This window comes from Shewanella sp. c952 (assembly GCF_019654975.1).
Classification (GTDB): Bacteria; Pseudomonadota; Gammaproteobacteria; order Enterobacterales; family Shewanellaceae; genus Shewanella.
This window is the reverse complement of the sequence record NZ_BPEW01000011.1, coordinates 25121-47309: the sequence shown is the minus strand read 5'-3', so window position 1 is coordinate 47309 and position 22189 is coordinate 25121. Positions and strand designations below refer to the sequence as shown.

Annotated in this window: 17 protein-coding genes; 15 read left to right on the top strand and 2 right to left on the bottom strand. The window is 44.1% G+C overall.

The window, feature by feature from the left end; all coding sequences use genetic code 11:
- The first annotated feature begins 126 nt into the window (after positions 1-126).
- From K5R16_RS09830 to tilS, 13 genes are all read left to right on the top strand, one after another.
- The gene (locus K5R16_RS09830) at positions 127-927 is read left to right on the top strand and encodes an isoprenyl transferase (RefSeq protein ID WP_220737385.1); all 801 of its coding nucleotides are present in this window, start codon (positions 127-129) and stop codon (positions 925-927) included.
- A 21-nt stretch (positions 928-948) separates the two neighbouring features.
- Positions 949-1806 (top strand): phosphatidate cytidylyltransferase, encoded by an 858-nt coding sequence (locus K5R16_RS09825; RefSeq protein WP_220737384.1) that lies wholly within the window; start codon positions 949-951, stop codon positions 1804-1806.
- Positions 1807-1810: 4 nt separating this feature from the next.
- On the top strand, positions 1811-3001 hold the full coding sequence (gene ispC / locus K5R16_RS09820) for a 1-deoxy-D-xylulose-5-phosphate reductoisomerase (protein ID WP_220737383.1): 1191 nt from the start codon (positions 1811-1813) through the stop codon (positions 2999-3001).
- 14 nt (positions 3002-3015) lie between these two features.
- On the top strand, positions 3016-4386 hold the full coding sequence (rseP, locus tag K5R16_RS09815; RefSeq protein WP_220737382.1) for a sigma E protease regulator RseP: 1371 nt from the start codon (positions 3016-3018) through the stop codon (positions 4384-4386).
- A 31-nt stretch (positions 4387-4417) separates the two neighbouring features.
- The gene (gene bamA, locus K5R16_RS09810; RefSeq protein WP_220737381.1) at positions 4418-6901 is read left to right on the top strand and encodes an outer membrane protein assembly factor BamA; all 2484 of its coding nucleotides are present in this window, start codon (positions 4418-4420) and stop codon (positions 6899-6901) included.
- Positions 6902-6960: 59 nt separating this feature from the next.
- The gene (locus tag K5R16_RS09805; protein WP_220737437.1) at positions 6961-7458 is read left to right on the top strand and encodes an OmpH family outer membrane protein; all 498 of its coding nucleotides are present in this window, start codon (positions 6961-6963) and stop codon (positions 7456-7458) included.
- Between the two features lie 4 nt (positions 7459-7462).
- Positions 7463-8479 carry a UDP-3-O-(3-hydroxymyristoyl)glucosamine N-acyltransferase gene (gene lpxD, locus K5R16_RS09800; RefSeq protein ID WP_220737380.1) on the top strand — a complete coding sequence of 339 codons (1017 nt, stop codon included), beginning with the start codon at positions 7463-7465 and terminating at the stop codon, positions 8477-8479.
- Between the two features lie 38 nt (positions 8480-8517).
- On the top strand, positions 8518-8979 hold the full coding sequence (fabZ, locus tag K5R16_RS09795; RefSeq protein ID WP_044555987.1) for a 3-hydroxyacyl-ACP dehydratase FabZ: 462 nt from the start codon (positions 8518-8520) through the stop codon (positions 8977-8979).
- Positions 8976-9746 (top strand): acyl-ACP--UDP-N-acetylglucosamine O-acyltransferase, encoded by a 771-nt coding sequence (lpxA, locus tag K5R16_RS09790; protein WP_220737379.1) that lies wholly within the window; start codon positions 8976-8978, stop codon positions 9744-9746. The genes fabZ and lpxA overlap by 4 nt, the downstream gene beginning before the upstream one ends.
- Positions 9747-9814: 68 nt before the next feature.
- Complete coding sequence (gene lpxB, locus K5R16_RS09785) at positions 9815-10966, top strand: lipid-A-disaccharide synthase (RefSeq protein ID WP_220737378.1); 1152 nt, start codon at positions 9815-9817, stop codon at positions 10964-10966.
- The gene (gene rnhB / locus K5R16_RS09780) at positions 10966-11574 is read left to right on the top strand and encodes a ribonuclease HII (RefSeq protein WP_220737377.1); all 609 of its coding nucleotides are present in this window, start codon (positions 10966-10968) and stop codon (positions 11572-11574) included. Before lpxB ends, rnhB begins: the two co-directional genes overlap by 1 nt.
- Before the next feature lie 173 nt (positions 11575-11747).
- Positions 11748-15218: a DNA polymerase III subunit alpha gene (gene dnaE, locus K5R16_RS09775; RefSeq protein WP_220737376.1), complete on the top strand. Its 3471-nt coding sequence runs from the start codon at positions 11748-11750 to the stop codon at positions 15216-15218.
- A gap of 3 nt (positions 15219-15221) precedes the next feature.
- A complete protein-coding gene (gene tilS, locus K5R16_RS09770) occupies positions 15222-16580 on the top strand; it encodes a tRNA lysidine(34) synthetase TilS (protein WP_220737375.1) in 1359 nt (452 codons plus the stop codon).
- Positions 16581-16596: 16 nt separating this feature from the next.
- Here tilS and K5R16_RS09765 read toward each other — a convergent pair whose 3' ends face one another.
- On the bottom strand, positions 16597-17487 hold the full coding sequence (locus K5R16_RS09765) for a GGDEF domain-containing protein (protein ID WP_220737374.1): 891 nt from the start codon (positions 17485-17487) through the stop codon (positions 16597-16599).
- A gap of 631 nt (positions 17488-18118) precedes the next feature.
- Between K5R16_RS09765 and K5R16_RS09760 the strand changes: the two genes are divergently transcribed.
- Complete coding sequence (locus tag K5R16_RS09760; protein ID WP_220737373.1) at positions 18119-20068, top strand: monovalent cation:proton antiporter family protein; 1950 nt, start codon at positions 18119-18121, stop codon at positions 20066-20068.
- 22 nt (positions 20069-20090) lie between these two features.
- Positions 20091-20804: an SGNH/GDSL hydrolase family protein gene (locus K5R16_RS09755; RefSeq protein ID WP_259649823.1), complete on the top strand. Its 714-nt coding sequence runs from the start codon at positions 20091-20093 to the stop codon at positions 20802-20804.
- A 53-nt stretch (positions 20805-20857) separates the two neighbouring features.
- Here K5R16_RS09755 and K5R16_RS09750 read toward each other — a convergent pair whose 3' ends face one another.
- Positions 20858-21988, bottom strand: coding sequence for a patatin-like phospholipase family protein (locus tag K5R16_RS09750; protein WP_220737372.1), 1131 nt, complete (start codon positions 21986-21988; stop codon positions 20858-20860).
- Positions 21989-22189: the final 201 nt, after the last annotated feature.

The window sequence follows — 22189 nt, the reverse complement described above, 5'->3', positions numbered from 1 at the left end:
ACGCCTTACGCTAAAAGTTTAATGGTTGAATAAATATTGAACGCGAAAGGGAAACAGGCTATAGAGTTCAGGCGCCGTGTAGAGTTATACTACACGGCGTTTGTCTATTTTTAAGGGTTGTAATAGATGTCATTCGATTCCCCATCTGACGAGGATGTGTCAGAAGCATTACCAGATGAGCTATCAGCACTGGTTAAACAGTCTATCCCTAAACACGTTGCTATCATTATGGATGGCAATGGACGTTGGGCACAGGCGCAAGGGAAGCCGCGAGTTGTTGGCCATAAGGCTGGCGTGAAAGCGGTAAGACGGGCTGTGAGCACAGCACGTACGTTAGGCGTCGAATCATTAACTTTATTTGCCTTTTCTAGCGAGAACTGGCGTCGACCTGATAAAGAGGTCAGCTTGTTAATGGAACTGTTTTTTACGGTGCTACAACGGGAGTTGAAGTTACTCGATAAAAATGATGTACGACTTAATATCATCGGTGATATCAGTCGCTTTTCAACAAGATTGCAAAAGCAGATTGCCACCGCTCAAGAGAAAACGGCTAACAATTGTGGTTTAGTACTCAATGTTGCAGCTAACTACGGTGGGCGTTGGGACATCATGCAAGCAGCACAAAAACTCGCGGTAAAAGTTGAAGCGGGTGAAATGACTAGCGAGCAGTTCACCGAAGAGGCATTGAGCGAGCATCTTTGTATGCATAACCAATCTGAAGTTGATTTAATGATCCGCACTGGTGGTGATTTCAGGATCAGCAATTTTGTACTTTGGCAGGCCGCATATGCAGAGTTAGTATTTACTGACACGCTATGGCCCGACTTTGACGAGGATGCTTTCAAAGATGCCATCGTTAAGTTTGCAAGCCGACAGCGCCGTTTTGGTTTGACTGGAACTCAAATTGATACTATTCGCGCTTTGTAATTATAAAAAGAGGGCATTTTTTTGCTAAAACAACGAATAACAACAGCATTATGGTTAATCCCTTTAGTTTTTGGTGCCATATTTGGCCTACCAACTGAGTATTTTTCCTGGGCACTATTGGGTGTCTTTTTAATTGCCGCTAAGGAGTGGGGGCGTATCATTGATAGTCAGTGTGAAATGACTCAATGGAGCTTCACCATAACCATCGGTGTTTTGTTAATAGCACTCAATATTATGGTGCCAGCAAACGAAATATGGTTTAAAGGTATGATGCACCCTATATTTTTAGGGGTGATTGCAATGGGTGGGCTATGGTGGTTTATCTCATTTTTGATGGTTATCTCTTTTCCCAAAAGTGCTGGCTTTTGGAAAAATAGCCACATGCTTAAATCCATGTTCGGACAGCTAACCCTAATACCATGTTTCGTCTCTTTATTATCTCTTAAAGCACTCAGTACTGAAGCCTCACCTTATTACGGTGGCACATTGGTCTTTTTAGTCATGTTAGTCGTTTGGGCGACTGATTCAGGCGCTTATTTTGCGGGTAAATCATTCGGTAAACGCAAACTTATGCCTAACGTGAGTCCGGCTAAAACCATTGAAGGTTTGCTCGGTGGACTGGCGACAACCATGCTTATTGTTGCTGGGGTCATGTATTTTTCACCGGAACAAGAGCTAGGGCTTTTAATTTCTGTAACCCTATTTGTTGCACTTGCTTCAGCGGTGGGCGATCTGTCTGAAAGTATGTTTAAGCGAGTTGCGAATATTAAAGACTCAGGCACAATTTTACCCGGTCACGGCGGTGTGTTAGATCGTATTGATAGCTTAACTGCAGCATTGCCGGTATTTACTTTAATATATATAGCTTTTTGGATGTAACGATATGCAAAATATGGTGATTCTAGGTGCTACAGGCTCTATCGGCGCTAGCACCTTAAATGTCGTTAAGTGCAATCAGGATCAATACCGTGTATTTGCACTTGTTGCGAATACCAATGTCGCCAAGATGCTTGATATTTGTATTGAACATCGTCCTGTTGTCGCTCATATGGTAAATGCCCACGCTGCTACTGAACTTAAGCGGTTACTACCAGCTGAATTGGCGATTGAAGTCACTACAGGTGAAGATGAACTTTTATCGCTTGTGAGTTGCTCTGAAGTTGATACTGTGATGGCTGCTATCGTAGGTGCAGCGGGTCTACCGTCGACATTAGCGGCTGTTAAAGCTGGCAAGCGCGTATTACTGGCGAATAAAGAGTCGTTAGTGATGTCAGGCCAATTGTTCATTGAGGCGATGCAATCTTCAGGTGCGACAGTCTTACCCGTCGACAGCGAACATAATGCAATTTTTCAGTGCTTATCTGAACGAACTCAATTAGAGATTGGTCGCTGTGATTTAGCCGGTGCTGGTATATCTCATATTTTGTTAACGGGTTCAGGTGGGCCATTTTTAAATTCTGAGTTAACTACACTGTCTTCAATGACGCCCGCACAAGCTTGTAAGCACCCTAATTGGTCGATGGGGCAGAAGATCTCGGTTGATTCCGCTAGCATGATGAACAAGGGTCTTGAATACATCGAGGCACGCTGGTTGTTTAATGCGAGTGCTGAGCAGTTAAAAGTCGTTATTCACCCACAGAGTGTGATTCATTCTATGGTGCAGTATCGAGATGGCTCGGTTATCGCACAGTTAGGAAATCCTGATATGCGTACACCTATTGCGCATTGCATGTCTTTTCCACAGAGAATTAGCTCGGGAGTTGAACCTTTAGACTTTTTCAAAGTCGGACAGTTAAGCTTCTTAGAACCTGATTTCAATCGCTTCCCGTGTTTAGCGTTAGCAATTGAAGCTTGTAAACAAGGACAAGAAGCGACAACCGTTCTAAATGCAGCTAATGAAATATCAGTTCAGGCGTTTTTAGATGGTCAGATACGTTTCACCGATATAGCCATTATCAATGAACAGAGTTTTAAGCACGTAACGGCGCAATCATTAACCACTATTGACGATATTATGGCGTTAGATAGCCAAGCACGACAATATGCATTAGAAGCTGTTAATAAGCTCAAATAGTTCAGAGGAAGGGAATGATAGATTTTTTTTGGAACCTAGGTTCGTTTATCGTAGCACTGGGTATTTTGATCGCTGCGCATGAATATGGACACTTTTGGGTCGCTAGAAAGTGCGGCGTTAAAGTCGAGCGATTCTCTATTGGCTTCGGTAAAGCTATTTGGCGTAAAACCGGACAAGATGGTACAGAGTACGTTATCGCGATGATCCCGCTGGGTGGCTATGTCAAGATGCTTGATGAGCGAGTTGATGACGTACCCGAAGAATTGAAAGATCAAGCATTCAACCGCAAGGGCGTGTGGCAGCGTATTGCAATTGTTAGTGCTGGCCCCATTGCAAACTTCATTTTCGCTATCGTTGCGCTATATGCAATGTATCTTATTGGCGTTCCCGCCATTAAACCTGTCATAGATTCAACCATTGCGGGATCTCCCGCTGCGCAAATTGTTGTCAAAGAGCCACTGCAGATCATGACTGTTGGCGGCCAAAAAGTGAAAGACTGGGAAGAGGTTAATCTGGCGCTTGCAGGCCACATAGGTAACCAACAAGTCGATATTTCAGTCGCCCCGTTGAATCGCTTAGAAGGGACAAATTCGAATGCGCAGCAATATACATTAGATACTCGCGAGTGGAAATTCGATCCTGAAAAAGAGCTACCGATAACCGCTATCGGTTTGGGCATGTATCGCCCACAAATATTGCCAACGTTAGCAATGGTTAGTGACGAAGGTGCTGCAGGGCTTGCAGGTATTAAAGTTGGCGATATCTTGGTTGCTATTGACGGTGAACGTTATAGTGAGTGGCCACGTTTTGTGGAAATCATCCAGCAATCGGCAAATAAAAGCGTTGATATTACTGTTAGGCGTGACGGTGAGCAGCTCGTGATGAAGGTGACTCCTAAGTCACGAGAAAATGCTGATGGTGGCATTGAGGGAGTGATTGGGGTTGCTCCTACCTCTGAGCCTTGGCCAGACAACATGAAATTGCAGTTAGAGTATGGTTTTTTTGACTCTTTTCCTGTTGCAGTGGATAAAACATGGCAACTTGTCTCCGTCAGCATTAAGATGATTGGCAAGTTATTAACTGGTGACGTGTCAGTTAAAAATCTGAGTGGACCTATTTCTATTGCACAAGGTGCGGGAAATAGTGCTAATGTCGGATTGGTTTACTTTTTAGGTTTTCTTGCTTTGATTAGCGTGAACTTGGGCATCATTAATCTTTTGCCTTTGCCAGTGCTAGATGGAGGACACCTTTTGTATTACTTCGTTGAAGTGATAACAGGCAGGCCTGTACCTGAAAAGGTTCAGGAAATTGGATTCAGATTTGGGGCAGCATTGCTGCTAATTTTGATGAGTGTTGCGCTCTTCAATGATTTTTCCCGACTCTGATCAGGGACAGACAAATAATTAGAAGTGCTCTATGAGATTGAATAAAATTTTTGCCTCGATGTTATTAGTCGGAGCGTCTTTTTCAGGGAACGGTTGGGCTGATACTTTTCAACCCTTTGAAGTAGCTGATATCCAAGTTGAAGGATTACAGCGAGTTGCGCTCGGTGCAGCTCTGCTAAATCTACCTGTAAAGGTAGGTGATACTGTTGATCAATTAAAATTGCAGCAAGCAATTAAGAGCTTATATGCGTCAACTAACTTCGAAAAGATAGAAGTGTTACGCGACGGCAATGTTTTGGTGGTTAAAGTCACCGAAAGACCGACAATTAGCTCTGTTACCTTTGAAGGTAACAAAGACATTAAAGATGAGCAGTTACAAGAAAGTCTTGATGGATCAGGCGTTAAAATTGGTGAGTCACTTGACCGCACCATGTTGTCTGGCATCGAAAAAGGCCTTCAAGATTTCTACTATGGCGTAGGTAAGTATGGCGCTAAGGTAAAAGCTGAGATCGTCAATTTGCCACGTAATCGTGTCGAGCTTAAATTCTCCTTTACCGAAGGCTTAGCTGCTGAGATTCGTCAAATCAACGTTGTTGGTAATAGCGAATTTAGTGATGAAGAGCTCATCGGTATGCTTGAGCTTAAAGATTATGTTGCTTGGTGGGATCTATTTGGTGAACGTCGTTACCAAAAGCAAAAGCTTCAAGCCGATTTAGAAACGATTAAAACCTATTATCAGAACCGTGGTTATATTCGCTTTGATGTGACTTCAACTCAAGTCGCTATGACGCCAGACCGTAAAGGTCTCTATATTACGATTAATGTAGACGAAGGCGAGCAGTATAAGGTTAAAGACGTTAACCTAACGGGTGATTTGATGGGGCGTGAAGAGCTGTTACAAGCTATCTTGCCTATCAAAGAAGGGGATATGTATAACGGCGGCGATGTGACATTTACCGAAGAGATGTACGGTAAGTATCTAGGTCGTTATGGTTATGCTTATCCTGAAGTTAAGACTTACCCGGAAATTGATGACGAAACTAAAGAAGTGACGTTAAATATCAATGTTAAACCAGGTAAGCGTGTCTACGTGCGTAATATCAACTTCACTGGTAACACAGTGACTAAAGATGAAGTTATGCGTCGTCAACTGCGCCAAATGGAAGGGGCATGGTTAAACTCTGCTCAGGTTGAACTATCTAAGTCAAACTTAAACCGTTTAGGTTACTTTGAGACCGTTGATACTGAAACCGTGCAAGTTCCAGGCACTGATGACTTAGTTGACGTTGCTTTTAACGTTAAAGAGCAACCATCAGGTTCATTTAACGCAGGCGTAGGTTACGGTACTGAATCTGGGCTTAGTTTGCAGTTCGGTGTACAGCAAAGCAATTTCTTAGGGACTGGTAACCAAGCTGGTGTTAATTTAAATACCAATAAATACTCTAAAAATGTCAATCTATCGTTTACAGATCCATACTTCACTAAAGATGGTGTAAGCCTTGGTGGTAGCATATATTGGAGTGAGTTTGATGCTGATGAAGCAAACCTAGAGGCCTATAAAAATAGTTCTTACGGTATTGCAATCAACTCCGGTTTTCCAATTAACGAATACAACCGCATAAACGGTGGCATTGGCTACCGCCATAACGAAATTTCAGAGATTTCGGCTTATGAGCAAGCAGTTCGTTTTTATGATATTTACCGTGATTCTGATGATCCTAATGCTGGTCTAAGCTTCGATAACTTTGAGTTAAGCCTTGGTTGGTCACGCAGTAACTTGAACCGTGGTACGTTCCCGTCAGACGGTTCGTCACAACGTTTAAATGGTAAAATGACGGTTCCAGGGTCTGACCTGCAGTACTTTAAGGCTGACTTTGATACCAACTTTTACTTCCCAATCAACCGCAGTCACAGCTTTGTTATGTTAGCGCGAGGCCGTTTAGGTTACGGTAACGGTTATGGTCAGTTTAATGATAATGACCAAATTCTACCGTTCTGGGAAAACTATTACTCAGGTGGTAGTAGTTCATTACGTGGCTTTAAGTCTAACTCGGTTGGTCCACGTTCATTCTACTTATATCGTGGCAGCGAACCATGTTCACCAGATCCTTCTGGAACGGGTTGTACGCTACCAGGGGATCCTAACCAAATTCAAGTTAGCTCAGGTCGCTCAATTGGTGGTAACGCCATTGCAACGGCGAGTTTAGAGTTAATTGTACCTACGCCGTTCTTAGATGAAGCCTATACCAACTCGGTTCGTACAAGCTTCTTTGTGGATGCGGGTAACGTATGGGATACTGAGTTTGACTATGAGTCGTATCGTTATCTTCCAATAGAAGAGTTTAATAAACTTGAAGATTATAGCGATCCGAGTCGTATTCGTGCCTCTTGGGGTATGAGCGTGCAATGGTTGTCGCCGATGGGACCTATGGTGTTTAGTCTTGCATGGCCAATCAAGGAATACGAGGATGATGAAACAGAAATCTTCTCGTTTAATATTGGTAAAACTTTCTAAAAATAATTTAAATGTAATCGGCAAGTTTTGCTGAGATAAAGGAGTTTGTTTTGAATAAGATGTTAAATCGCGCAATGATGGTTTTAGTTCTTTTAGGTGCACCACTAGCTGCGCACGCTGAAAAGATTGCAGTTGTTGATATGCAAGCTGTATTTGAACAGCTACCTCAACGCGAGCAGGTTAACGAAACCTTAAAAGCTGAATTTGGTGACCGTGTTGCTGCTGTGCAGAAAATGCAAGAAGAGTTACGTGGTTTGCTTGAAAAGCAACAACGTGATGCAGCGCTTATGAGTGAATCTCAGAAGACTGAAATGGTTCGTAAAATGGAATCAATGAAGGCTGAACTGCAACTTAAAGGCAAAGCATTAGACGAAGATATGCGTCGTCGTAACGGTGAAGAGCAAAATAAATTGTTGCTTGAAGTACAAAAGACAATCAATACCATTGCCGAAAAAGAGCAGTATGACATGGTGCTACAACGTGGTGCAGTTATCTACGTTAAGCCAACTGCTGACATCAGCAACAAGGTTGTTGAAGCTCTAGGTAAAGGCAAGTAAATAGATGACTAGCTATACTTTAAGAGTACTGGCTGACCATCTTAATGCAGATGTTCAAGGTGACGATTCCGTTGAAATATCAACGGTCGGCACTTTGGACGGTGCAGGTAAAGGTCAAATCTCTTTTTTGGCAAACTCAAAATATCGTTCACAGCTTGAAACTACAGCTGCGTCAGCGATTTTGATGAGTCCGGCAGACGCTGACGGGTTTAAAGGCAATGCAATTGTCCTAAAAGACCCATATGTTGGTTTTGCCCGCATTGCACAATTTCTTGATACCACGCCAAAAGCCGCTGAAAATATTCATCCTTCTGCGCAAATAGCTGCTTCTGCTATGCTAGGAGAGGATGTTGCTATTGGTGCCAATGCAGTGATTGGCGAAAATGTTGTTCTCGGTAACAATGTCCAAGTAGGCGCGGGCAGTGTTGTTGGGCAAGACAGTGTTATTGGCTCTAACACGTTATTATGGGCTAATGTGACTGTTTATCATAATGTACACTTAGGTCAAGACTGTATTATTCATTCGGGTACTATTTTAGGCTCAGATGGATTTGGTTATGCCAATGAACGTGGTCAGTGGATTAAAATTCCACAAACTGGTGGTGTTCGAATTGGTGACCGAGTTGAGATTGGCGCAAATACTACCGTTGATCGCGGCGCGATTGATCACACCGAAATTCATGACGGCGTGATTATAGATAACCAAGTTCAGATAGCACATAACGATATTATTGGCGCTAATACTGCGATAGCGGGGAGCACCGTCGTTGCAGGTAGCGTGACTATTGGTAAGCACTGTATTGTGGGTGGCAACTGTGCCATCTCAGGCCACCTAAGCATCTGTGATGGTGTGCATATTACAGGTAGCACTAACATTACCAGTATGATCCGTGAGCCAGGTGTATATTCTTCTGCAACGGTTGCGATGGATAACAAACTGTGGCGTAAAAATACTGTTCGCTTTAGACAACTTGATGGGCTTTTTCAGCGCGTGAAGTTACTAGAGAAAAACACAAAGTAAATGATTAGCTGCCTTGGGCAGATTAAGGAATAAGTTTCGTGTCAAATCAATTGAATACAATGGATATCAAAGAGATCCTAAAGTTTTTACCTCATAGATACCCGTTTTTATTGATTGATAGAGTGTTGGACTTCACCCCTGGTGAGACCCTACACGCTATCAAAAACGTCACCATTAATGAGCCATTCTTTCAGGGGCACTTCCCGGTTCAACCTGTGATGCCAGGCGTATTGATTTTAGAAGCTATGGCGCAAGCTACTGGCCTTTTAGCATTCAAGACGATGAGTGATGCACCTTCGAACGATGCACTATACTATTTTGCTGGGATCGACAAAGCACGTTTTAAGCGTGTTGTAGAACCAGGTGATCAGTTGCATTTCGAAGTGAAAATGATTAAAGAGCGCCGCGGAATAGGCGTATTTACTGGCGAAGCCAAAGTGGATGGCGAGGTTGTTTGTTCAGCCGAAATAATGTGTGCACGGAGAGAGATTTCCAAGTGATCGATAAATTAGCTTACATCCATCCAGATGCCAAAATTGGTAATAACGTCACTATAGGTCCATGGACCTATATTGGCGCAAACGTAGAAATTGGTGATGACTGTTGGTTTAGTTCACACGTTGTTGTGAAAGGCCCGACAGTTATCGGTAAAGGTAATAAATTTTATCAATTCGCCTCTGTAGGCGAAGATTGCCAAGATAAGAAGTTTGCAGGTGAAGCAACTCGTCTTATTATTGGCGATAATAATATTATTCGCGAATCGGTAACGATACACCGTGGTACAACTCAAGATAATTGGGAAACCCGTATCGGTTCAAACAACCTGTTTATGGCTTATGTGCATATCGCCCACGACTGTGTCGTTGGTGATAATGTTATTATGTCAAATAATGCCTCAATTGCTGGACATGTTCATGTTGGAGATTATGCAATTCTCGGTGGCATGACTGGCGTACATCAGTTTGTTAAAATCGGCGCTCATGCATTTACGGCTGGCTATTCTTTAATTTTGAACGATGTGCCACCGTTTGTAATGGCTTCGGGTCAACCCGCAGTGCCAAGAGGCCTTAATAGTGAAGGGCTAAAGCGTAGAGGATTCAGTAAAGAATCTCAGCTTGCCGTTCGACGAGCCTATAAAACGCTTTACCGTAACGGCTTAACCGTAGAAGAAGCGGTCGAGCAGTTAAAGGAGGCGGCAGTGGATGATGAACAAGTTAAACTGTTGGTCGACTTTATTGCTTCCTCTAATAGAGGCATCGTTCGTTAGAAAGAATAAGAACCCGTTATATAGCGGGTTTTTTCTTTATCATTCATCACAAAAATAGACTCCTCTCTATGAGCTCAAACACTCCTCGTATATTTGCTATGGTCGCCGGAGAAATCTCAGGTGATATTCTCGGCGCTGGCCTGATAAAGGCGCTTAAACAAAGCTATCCTGATGCACGCTTTGTTGGTATTGGTGGTCCGCGTATGGACGCGCTTGGCTTTGAATCTCTGTTCTCTTATGAAGAACTCGCAGTGATGGGGATTGTTGAAGTGCTTTCGCGTTTACCAAGGTTATTGAAAGTGAGGGCGTCGCTCATTGATGAGATCACGCAATGTAATCCAGACTGCTTTATCGGTATTGATGCGCCTGATTTTAATATAGGACTTGAGTTAAAGCTTAAAGCTCGTGGCATAAAAACGGTTCACTATGTTAGCCCGTCAGTATGGGCATGGCGACCGAAGCGGATCTTCAAAATTGCAAAGGCAACCAATATGGTGTTGTCACTATTGCCGTTTGAGAAAGCATTTTACGATAAGTACCAAGTCCCCTGTACCTTTGTGGGTCATACTTTAGCAGATGATATTCCGCTAGAAAGCAACAAAGCTGAAGCGCGCGAACTACTTGGACTTGATAGCGAAGCTGAATATTTGGCTATCTTACCTGGGTCACGAGGTGGCGAGTTAAAAATGCTTGCAGAGCCGTTCGTTAAGGCGGCTAGCTTGATTAAGCAACGTTATCCCGACATCAAGTTTGTCACACCGCTGGTGAATGAAAAACGCAGAGCACAATTCGAACAAGCGCTTAGCGAGTTTGCACCAGATTTAGAGATTCATTTAGTTGAGGGGCATTCGCGCGAAGTGATGGCTGCAGCCGACTGCATATTACTCGCATCGGGTACCGCAACACTTGAAGCTATGCTGGTTAAAAGGCCGATGGTCGTTGCCTATAGAGTTAGCCCTATTACCTACCGCATTGCGAAAGGTATGATGCTCACTAAACGTTATTCGCTACCAAACTTGTTGGCTGACGATGATATCGTTGATGAATTGATTCAAGAGAACTGCACTGCACAAAAGATTGCTGATGCAGTATCTCTTCAGCTCGATAGCGATTTTACCCCGTTACATGATCGTTTCATGGCGATGCATAATGATATTCGTCGTGATGCCAGTGCGCGTGCAGCTGACGCGGTGATTAAGCTAGTTGAGGAGCAAGGTTAATGGCTGTATTTAAAGGTATCACCCCAGAGCAGATAGAAATTATTTGTATTGGGCAATATGCTGGTGTGGACGAGGTCGGTCGTGGCCCGCTAATTGGCAATGTGGTAACCGCTGCGGTTATTTTAGATCCCAATAATCCTATTGTTGGTTTGAATGATTCCAAGAAATTATCTGAAAAAAAACGTGAATTGTTGTACGAACAAATTCAACAGAAAGCTTTAAGTGTGAGCGTTGGCGCTGCAACACCTATCGAAATTGATGAAATAAATATACTGCACGCCACCATGCTGGCCATGCAGCGAGCGGTTGCAGGCTTATCGATTAAGCCGACCTCTGTATTAGTCGACGGTAATCGCTGTCCTGATTTTGGTATGCAGAGCCATGCTATTATCAAGGGCGACGGTCTTATTGATGCTATAAGCGCTGCATCAATCGTTGCAAAAGTGGTACGTGACCGTGAGATGGATGTTTTAGCTGCGCAATATCCAGAATATGGATTTGAGAAACACAAAGGTTATCCGACTAAGGCTCATTTTGAAGCATTAGCGAAGTACGGCGTTCTTGCAGAGCATCGCAAGAGTTTTCGACCAGTACGTGAAGCGATGTAGAGCTTGTCCTTTTTACCCAATGTTCTTAAGTGTATACACCGCAATGATGGTCGCTAAAAATTTATCCATCCGTTGCTTGGATTAGCGGTTTCGCTTGTTTGCTGCTAGTCCATGTTTTACTCTGTAAGATTGACTATTTGTCTTCATCTACCTAAAAGAAAGATACTCCATATATGTCTGATCCTTTATTTGTGCATTTGCGCGTCCATAGTGACTTTTCAATGTCTGATGGACTGTCCAAGGTTAAACCTATTCTTGCTAAAGTGAGCGAGCTTGGGATGCCTGCGGTGGCGCTGACGGATCAGACGAATATGTGTGGACTGGTTAAATTTTACGGCGGTTGTCATGGCGCTGGAATAAAACCCATTATCGGCACTGAGTTTTGGGTGCAGGTACCGGGCGTCGACGAACTCTGCTCTATTACTGCAATAGCAATGAATAATGAAGGCTACTCGAGCTTAACGTTACTTATCAGTGATGCCTATCTTCGCGGTCATATTGACGATAGAGCAGTCATTGATCATGAGTGGTTAGCTAAGTATAACGACGGTTTGATCTTACTCTCTGGTGGTCGGCATGGCGACGTGGGCCGTGCATTACTGAAAGAGAATCAGGCTCAAGTTGATTCTTTAATTGAATTTTATCAGACGCACTTTCCAGACCGCTACTATTTAGAATTATTACGTACCGGACGTCCTGATGAAGAGCGTTACTTGCACATGGCTATTGAGCTAGCGCAGGCGAAAGATCTTCCCGTTGTTGCCACCAACCAAGTGGTATTTAACAAGCCAGAGCAGTTTGAAGCCCATGAGATCAGAGTAGCAATTTCAGATGGTTTCACATTGGCCGATCCTCGCCGCCCTAAAAAATACAGCGAACAGCAGTATTTTAAGAGCAGCGAAGAGATGTGCGAATTGTTTGAAGACATCCCTGAGGCGATTCAAAATACGGTTGAGATCGCTAAGCGTTGCAATGTTACTGTACGCTTGAATGAATATTTCTTGCCTAACTTTCCCACAGGCGATTTATCTATTGAAGACTTTCTGGTTGATGTCTCTGAAAAAGGCTTAGAAGAGCGCTTAGAGTTTTTATTCCCCGATGCAGAGGTTCGAGCAGAGAAGCGGCCAGAATACGATGAACGCTTGGATATTGAACTTAAAGTGATTAACGAGATGGGATTCCCTGGTTACTTCCTTATCGTAATGGAGTTTATCCAGTGGGGTAAAGATAACGATATCCCCATTGGTCCCGGCAGAGGCTCGGGTGCTGGGTCATTAGTGGCGTATGCGCTTAAAATTACCGATCTCGATCCACTGGAATATGACTTACTGTTCGAGCGATTTCTTAACCCAGAACGTGTCTCAATGCCGGATTTCGACGTCGATTTTTGTATGGATCGTCGAGATGAGGTTATTGACCACGTTGCTGAACTCTATGGCCGTGATGCGGTATCGCAGATTATTACCTTTGGTACCATGGCGGCTAAAGCGGTAATACGAGATGTGGGTCGAGTATTGGGCCACCCATATGGTTTTGTTGATCGTATTTCGAAAATGGTGCCAGCTGAACCGGGGATGACTCTGGCTAAAGCGTTTGAAGTCGAACCGGCTCTGCAAGAGTCTTATGATGGTAGCGAGGAGGTTAAAGATCTCATCGACATGTGCCGCATATTGGAAGGTGTAACGCGTAACGCGGGTAAGCATGCTGGTGGTGTTGTTATCGCGCCGACCAAAATTACTGATTTCTCTCCTATTTACTGTGACTCGGAAGGGCTTAACCCGGTTACTCAGTTTGATAAAAACGATGTAGAAACCGCAGGTTTGGTTAAGTTCGATTTCTTAGGTCTAAGAACGCTGACCATTATTGATTGGGCGTTACAGATGGTAAACGCCGTTAAAGACAAAAATGGCGAAGAGCATGTGCGAATTGAGTCAATTTCGCTGACAGACCCTAAGTGCTTTAAGTTACTACAGCGCTACGAAACCACGGCGGTATTTCAGCTGGAATCCCGGGGTATGAAGGATTTGATTAAACGCCTTCAGCCTGACTGCTTTGAAGATATGATTGCACTAGTAGCACTGTTTAGACCCGGTCCTTTGCAGTCTGGCATGGTAGATAACTTTATTGAGCGTAAGCACGGCCGTGAAGAGGTTTCCTACCCAGATGCAGAGTACCAGCACGAATCATTGAAAGAGTTACTGTCGCCAACCTACGGCATTATTTTGTACCAAGAGCAGGTGATGCAGATTGCCCAGGTATTGGCAGGTTATACCTTGGGCGGCGCGGATATGTTACGTCGTGCTATGGGTAAGAAAAAGCCAGAAGAGATGGCAAAGCAGCGTGGAACGTTTGAAGAGGGTTCAATCAAGAACGGCGTTGATGGCCCACTATCGATGAAGATTTTCGATTTGGTGGAAAAATTTGCGGGTTATGGATTTAACAAGTCTCACTCTGCTGCTTACGCATTGGTATCCTACCAAACACTATGGCTAAAGACCCATTACCCGTCGCAGTTTATGGCCGCGGTGATGTCGGCTGATATGGATAACACCGACAAGATTGTAACCTTAGTTGATGAATGTGAACGTATGGGGTTACCGCTTATTCCACCCGATGTGAATAAGGGGTTATTTAGATTCACCGTCGATGAAGATCTTAATATTGTTTACGGTATTGGCGCGGTTAAAGGTGTCGGTGAAGGGCCTGTCGACTCGATACTGGAAGCCAGAAAAGATGGCCCGTTTACCGACTTATTTGATTTTTGTGCTCGAATCGATCTTAAAAAACTCAATCGCCGCGTGATTGAAAAGTTAATTTGCGCGGGAGCATTAGATAATCTTGGCCCGCATCGAGCGTCACTGGTCGCAACACTACCAGAAGCTATTCGCGCCGCAGATCAACATGCAAAAGCAGAGGCGATTGGTCAGCATGATATGTTTGGTTTATTAAATAATGAGCCAGAAGATGACAAACAGCAGTTCGTTGAGTGTACACCATGGCCAGATAAAGTCTGGCTAGAGGGCGAGCGCGACACCCTAGGCTTATATTTAACTGGTCACCCGATCAATCAATACCTCAAAGAGCTTAAGCATTATACCTCTGGTCGGCTGAAAGACGTTCATCCAACAGAGCGTGGTAAAACCATGAAAGCAGCAGGGCTGGTGGTGGCGACTCGAGTCATGATGACCAAACGTGGCTCGAAAATGGGCTTGGTGACTTTGGATGATAAGAGCGCACGTTTAGAGGTAATGTTATTTACCGAAGCATTCGAGAAGTTTAACCATTTGCTTGAAAAAGATCGTATTTTGATTATCGAGGGCGAAGTGAGTTTTGATGATTTTTCCGGCGGTAATCGCATGACGGCGCGTAACATTATAGAGATGGGCGAAGCGCGTAGCCATTTTGCGAATGCGGTAGAAGTTGACCTGCAATCGACAGATATAGATGGAGATTGGTTGAACCGTTTTCAAGCTGCGGTTGAGCCATGGAAAAATGGCGCAGTGCCTGTTTTGGTCAATTATGCCCAGCCGGAAACTAAGGCTCAGTTTGCACTGGGTGATGAGTGGCGGGTAAATCCGACTGATGACCTAATGCTGGCGCTTGAGTCGCTAACAGGCTCAAGCAAAGTTCGGATCGTATTTTAAGTTATGAACATTGCACAATTGATCCAGCGCTGTATCGATGAACTACCATTGGCCGAGCAAGATAATAAGCCAATTAAAATCGTGCTGGCTTATAGCGGAGGCGTCGACTCAGAGATTTTAGCGCAGGGTCTGTCGCTGTATGCCAAGCAGCAGCCACAATTTGAATATCAGTTGCTGCATGTTCATCATGGTTTGAGTGCTAACGCCGATAGCTGGGCTGTACATTGCCAAGCGCAGGCCGCACGATATCAGTTACCATGCTCTGTCGCTCATGTAGAGGTGAAACTAGCACCAAGGGTCAGTGTCGAGGCGCAAGCACGTTCGGTGCGTTACCAGGCATTATTGGCCCAGATGGACGCTGCTGATATTTTAATGACAGCTCACCATCAAGATGATCAACTCGAAACCATTTTGTTGGCTCTAAAACGTGGACTCGGCCCAAAAGGTCTGTCGGCGATGGGCAGAGTACAGTCATTCGACAAAAATAAGTGGCTTATTCGACCACTACTCGATATAAGCAAAAGTGAAGTTGAAGCCTACGCAATAAAACATCAAATTAATCATATTCAAGATGAGAGCAATTTTGATGAAAAATATGATCGAAACTTTTTACGCCAATCTATCATTCCATCGCTAAAGCAGCGCTGGAGCGCCATTGCTGCTACAGCCAGTCGCAGCGCTGAGTTATGCGCTATGCAGCAGAGCGTGGTCGATGAGGAGATGGCAGCGCGGTTGCCCTCTATTCAAAGACAGCAGGGAGAAGAGTCAGTGATTGAACTGGCTGCTTTAGCTGAGCATTCCGCAGCTTGGCAAGCACTGTTGCTACGAGGGCATATGGAACAGTTGGGATTTGCCCCACCTTCAAAAGTACAGGCTGAGCAAATTCTTAGCCAGTTACTCGATGCTAAAGCTGATGCCAACATCGAGATAAAATTAGCGGACGTTGTCATAAAACGCTTTAAAGGTGCTGGTTACTTTCTTGCGTTAACTAAACAGGCTCCACTGTGCAATATCGCGGTGTCATCAATAGATGAGTTAGTTGCACTGGGGGTTAGCTGTGGTGTTGAAAAACGGGTACAAGCAGACTTATTTCTTGGCGCTGGGGTGCGTTTACCACGTGAAGATGAAAAGGTGACTATTGAGTTTTCGTTAGCTGGAAGTACTCGTTGTCAGCCGCACAATCGCAGTAAAGGCCGCGAGTTGAAGAAACTATGGCAGGAGTTTGCCGTACCGCCGTGGGCAAGAGCTAAAGTACCGCTATTGTGCTACAACGGTAAATTGGTATGCGCCATCGGTTACTGGAATGAAAAAGCCTATCTGTGCTCTGAGAGTGAGCAAGGGCTGACGTTTACCGCTAATTAATTTTCTATTGAATTAATTAGCAATCTTTTGGCTGATAGATACTGTAGCACTGTCTGCCCATCGCTTTCGCTTGATAAAGAGCGCTATCTGATTTTTGATATAAACTCTGCTCAGAATCATTGTTAGCCCACTGGGCAATACCTAAACTGGTTCGAACCTGATAACTCTCTATATTTGAAAGTTGCTCCAAGGCACTCAAAATTCTTTCACACAGGATCGCAGCCGCTTGTGCATCACCTTGTACTAGAATCGTGAACTCATCACCGCCAATTCTAAAGGCTTGATCGGTATCTCTAATTACCCGATTAAGTAGTTTGGCAAAAGTGACCAATGCTTCATCGCCTAACTGATGACCGAAGCGATCATTAAGCTGCTTAAAGTTATCGAGATCTAAAGTGACTAATGAGAAGGTGCTATGGTTTCGCTCTGCGCGGGCGATCTCTTTTTTTATCTGTTCAAGATAATAGTGTCGATTACCTAGTTGAGTCAGTGCATCAAACATCGCTTGTTTGGATATTTCTTGAAACTGAATCGCGTTGAACAAGGGTTGTAACACGAGTTCTTGTAGCTGGTTTAAGCGCTGAGCTTGCGACGGCACTAAAGGCGCTTTTAGGTTATAGTTAACCGTAACCATAGTGTCAGCCAATGTTAGATGCTGTTCAATCGAGTAACCGCCTTGGCGTCCCCACTGAAAATGATATTGCTTATAACAGAGTTGCACCCCATGGAGCGGCAAATATTGCCCCATAATTTTTCCGAAGCAGGCAAACACTGTCCGCGGATCTAAATGTTGATGCAGTTGTTGGATGATGGTGACAAGATCAAGATCTAACGGGTAGACTGACTCTAGATCAGCTTCTACACGATATTCGTTAGGAAAAAGCTCGGTCGCTAGGCCAAATTCCATGTACTCAACTCCAAATAAATTAACAGCATTACTAAGCTATAACTAAGCACTAATCATGCCAGTTGCGACGTTGTTGTTGATTGTTATTATTTATCAATTGCTTACCTGGTTATTTCAGATGTTGGGGTTTGAGGTGACAGGATTTTGACAATGCAGAAAATTACACTTGTTTGCTACATGAACTTTGGGCTACAACTCATAAAAAGTATAGCCGTTAAGGTGTTATACCGATTGCATTAGGTATCTGTTCATTCAGTGGCAATACAAAGCGTCGAAGGTAAGCTGGAAACTTGAAGCTAATCGTTATTCCATAGCAAGAGTTTTCGCCGCAGCATACAGCTGCTTTGCAGCCCAGCCAAAGGGCAGCGCTCAAGCATTCAACTTCAGCTTTACCTTGGCTCAACAGGGGGTAACTATTCTTTTTCTAAAGTGCATTGAATAGCAAAGCTTGAGCGTTTGTTAATTGATTAAATGCCTAATGCAATTGGTATTAGTAAACACAATTATTGTTTCATTTTTAAATGTTTAATCGTTTCTTTGGCTTGTAGTACAAGTATTATTCTTTATGATAAATAGATGCGTCAAACCCAAGCTTGAAAATTCATATTGTCCCTAGGAGTACATTGAGCACATGGAACACAGCTTTTTAATCCAAATACTGCTTATGTTAGTGGTCGCCATTGTGTCTATTGCCATCTTGAGACGGGCGGGATTGCCTGCGATTTTGGCATACCTGATGACAGGGATAATTAGTGGCCCGAGTGGTTTCCATTGGTTTACCCAGCATCAGATGCAGTCGGTTGCGGAGCTTGGAGTGGTGCTGTTGATGTTTAGCCTTGGGCTTGAGTTTTCTCTGCCGAGGCTTTGGGCGATGCGTAGAACCGTATTTGGTTTAGGTAGTGCACAAGTGCTGGTGACAGCGGCTTTGAGTATCGTCATCGCTTTGTTATGTAATTTAAGCGTGACCGAATCTATCGTCGTAGGCTCTGCCATCGCTTTATCGTCAACTGCAATTGTACTTAAACTACTCAACGAGCAAGGCTGGCTACGTCGTCGCCATGGCGAATTATCTGTCAGTGTGTTGCTGTTTCAAGACATTGCTGTGGTCCCGTTATTGATCCTTTTGCCACTACTTGCAAGCGATGGTGCACCACTGTTATTAAGTGATGTTGCTTACGCGTTATTAAAAGGCATATTAGCCTTTATTGCGCTAATGGCTTTTGGTAAGTGGGCGCTGCCGAGGCTATTTGATGAGGTGGCACGTTCACGTTCAAATGAATTATTTGTGCTATCTACCCTAGTGGTTGCCTTAGTGACTGGTGCAATTACCCAGTGGTTAGGTTTGTCGATGGCATTAGGCGCATTTATGGCGGGTATGCTTTTGAGTGAAAGCCAATACCGCCGTCAGTTGGAGGCTGATATTCGCCCCTTTAGAGATCTTCTTATGGGACTGTTTTTTATCTCTATCGGTATGTTACTCGACTTCCAGCTCGTGACTCAGTTTTGGTGGCAGATAATATTAGTGCTAATAGCAGTGATTTTAGGCAAAGCTTTAGTGATTTTTTCGCTGTTAAAGCTCGCAAAAGAGTCATTTCGTGTATCAGTATCAACAGCGCTTAGCCTAGCGCAAGTGGGTGAATTTAGTTTTGTGGTCTTGGCGCTGGCGGTAAATTATCAGCTACTTGATGTGAAGACTAGCACTACATTAGTGATGGTAGCCGTATTATCGATGGCTCTTGCGCCTTGGCTCGTTCGCCATAGTGTAGATATAGCAAGAATGCTACAGGGTTTGAAACCTAAGCCCGAGAAAAGTGAGCCGATAGCGGTCGGAGCTGATGTTGCCGATGATATGGTTCTCATATTAGGCTATGGACGAGTTGGGCAAACGATTGCCAGATTCATGAAAACTGAGGCGATACCCTATCTTGTACTCGATTTAGATCCTAAACGAGTCTCTGAGGCTAGAGCGGCGGGAGAGCCGGTTTACTTTGGTGATGTGTGCAAGCGCAGTATTCTCAAGCAGGCGCATGTTCGTCACGCAAAGCTCATTGTGATCACCTTTAGCAGTGAGCGCATATTGGAAGAGGTGTTGCCACTGTGTCGTCAGCTTGCGCCAGACGCCAAAATTTTAGTACGCACCCGCGATGATTCAGGCATGGAAGAGTTAGAGGAGGCTGGAGCCAGCCAGGTGATTCCTGAAACGCTAGAGGGCAGCTTAATGCTGGTTTCTCAAGTGCTCTATCAATGTGGTGTGCCGCTCGCACGAATCCTAAAGCGTTTAGAATCAGAACGGCGTAACCATTATCAATATTTGCATGGCTTCTTTTCTGGTGCTGAAACAGATTTTACCCTTGAATTACTTCATGCCGTGTCATTACCGAAAGGGGCTAATGCCGTTGGGTTAACGCTGGCAGATATACCCTGGGAAAAGCTCCGAGTTGAACTGCGAGCAGTTCGCCGGGCCGGCGCCGAAGTTGATAATCCTGAACTGGACTGGCAGATCAAACCGGGTGATATTCTAATATTGCTTGGAAAGCCTCGACGAATAGAAAAGGCCGAAACCTTTTTACTACAAGGTTAACAGAGATAATAAGGACGTTATTTTGCACAAGATTATTTTTATACTGCTACTACCATTGATGTTTATTCAAGGTAGACGAGTAAAGAAGAACACGCCGAAGTTACCTGAAGCAGCGGGTGAGCGTAGCGGTTGTTTGGGAGAAGGCCCCGCTGTCTCCTTGCTCGTTTTAGGTGACTCAGCTGCCGCAGGTGTGGGCGTTGCGCAGCAAAAAGATGCCTTAAGTGGCACGGTCAGTGCTGGTCTCGCTGCTCATTTCGAAGTGTCTTGGCAGCTTATTGCTAGATCTGGTGCTAATACTGCACAAACGCTAAAAATGCTCAACAAGAGATATAATGAGCGAGCGTTTGAGTTCGATATCGTGGTGGTGTCACTTGGGGTTAACGATGTGCTAAGTCCATTATCGGCGCGAGAGTGGTTGCAACAACAACTTGAGCTAATAGAGTTTCTTACCCAAAGCGTTAACTGTCGTAAGCTGATATTAACTCAAGTCCCACCCATGGGAAGCTTTCCTGCTTTGCCGCAACCTTTGCGTTGGTTTCTTGGTAAGCGTAGTGATGAGTTTAATGGCTTGTTGAGACAGCTTTCCAAGTCTGAACCTTTTACCTTGTTAGATTTTGGCTCAAAGCCAGAACCTGCGCAGATGGCCAGTGATGGTTTCCATCCTGGAGAGCTTATCTACCAACATTGGGGCGACAGTATTGTTGAGGCAATTAGTGACAAAACTATGACCAAGTAACCTTCGTATACTGTCCACTCATTGAATGAGGGAATTATTTATCCTTTAAATGATTAATGAGACTGTATATTGAAAAAGGACTTAATTTCATCAATTTGGCACATGGCATCTTGGTAACCTAGCTCTATTAACGCACTGCAATATCCTTGCTCGAATAACAGGTATGAGCCAACACTCGAGTCTGAGTGTTCATTGATCCCCAGTGCTTTCATCATCATTCTGATCGCAAATGGCATATCTTGAAAGTAGCGCGATGCGATGACACTTAAATCTTCACTGGGCTTGATAACCAGTGTTTCAATCTGCTTTAGAGGGAGATTTTCTCGGCTCTGTTCGGGGATCAGCGACAAGGTGCTGTTGATCCGCTCAAGTCGTTCAAGATCGCTGTTTAAGGTGTCTGAAAATATGGTGTCGAGTAAATGTCCGGCAATGGTCGCTGTTTTCGGGTGATGCTCAAGTTCCCTTGGTTGCGCTTTATGGGGGCTCTCCAAGTTGATCACCATAATTTTATCAGCGCCAAGATGAATTGGACTACTCAATGGTGCCAATTGATGCACTGAACCATCGCCATAATACTCTTGATTTAGTCGTACAGATGGAAAAATCAACGGAATAGCAGAGCTTGCTAATAGGTGATCGGTGTTTAAGCGAGTACGCTGACCGCAACGACGAGCACGCTGCCAGTCCTCTATCAGCGGATTACCTTGAAAGAAAGTCACTGAGCGAGAATTGTTATAACAAGAAGTATCTAAACTAACAGCATCCAGTGCACCGCTGCTAATGTTTCGGCCTATGCGTTCAAAACTTATCAAATCGCTCAGTAGCCCCCGTAAAGGTTCACTGTTAAACAAACTACCAGCGCTGCGCGAGGCGCCGTCACTTTGAACCCCTTTTAACGCCATTTTCCCCAAATGCTTTAGTACGCCGCTAATAGAAGCTTGATAGACTTTTTTGGCATGAATATGCCGCCAAACCCATTCTAGTTTTCGCACGCCTAAATGAAAACAAGAGGCATGAGTCGCAATAGAGGTTGCATTAATTGCACCAGCGGAAGTACCGCAAACAATTTTAAAGGGGATCCCATGGTTACGGGGATAAAACTGTACGATAGCTTTAAGGACACCGACTTGGTACGCCGCTCTTGCGCCACCGCCACCCAATACTAATGCTATTTTCTCTGGCAAATTGGCGTTCCTTATCAATTGAAAAATAAAACTTATTCAAAACTAGCGCTAAATTCAGAATATGTGAGAGTCGCTTTATGTACAAGTGTTAAACCACATTTAGTACTGAGTTATTTATGCTTGTTTAATTTTCGATGATTTAGCATTGCGCTGTTTGTCTTTTACGGATTTGGTGTTGTTAACGGGGTGATTTTGTCGGTG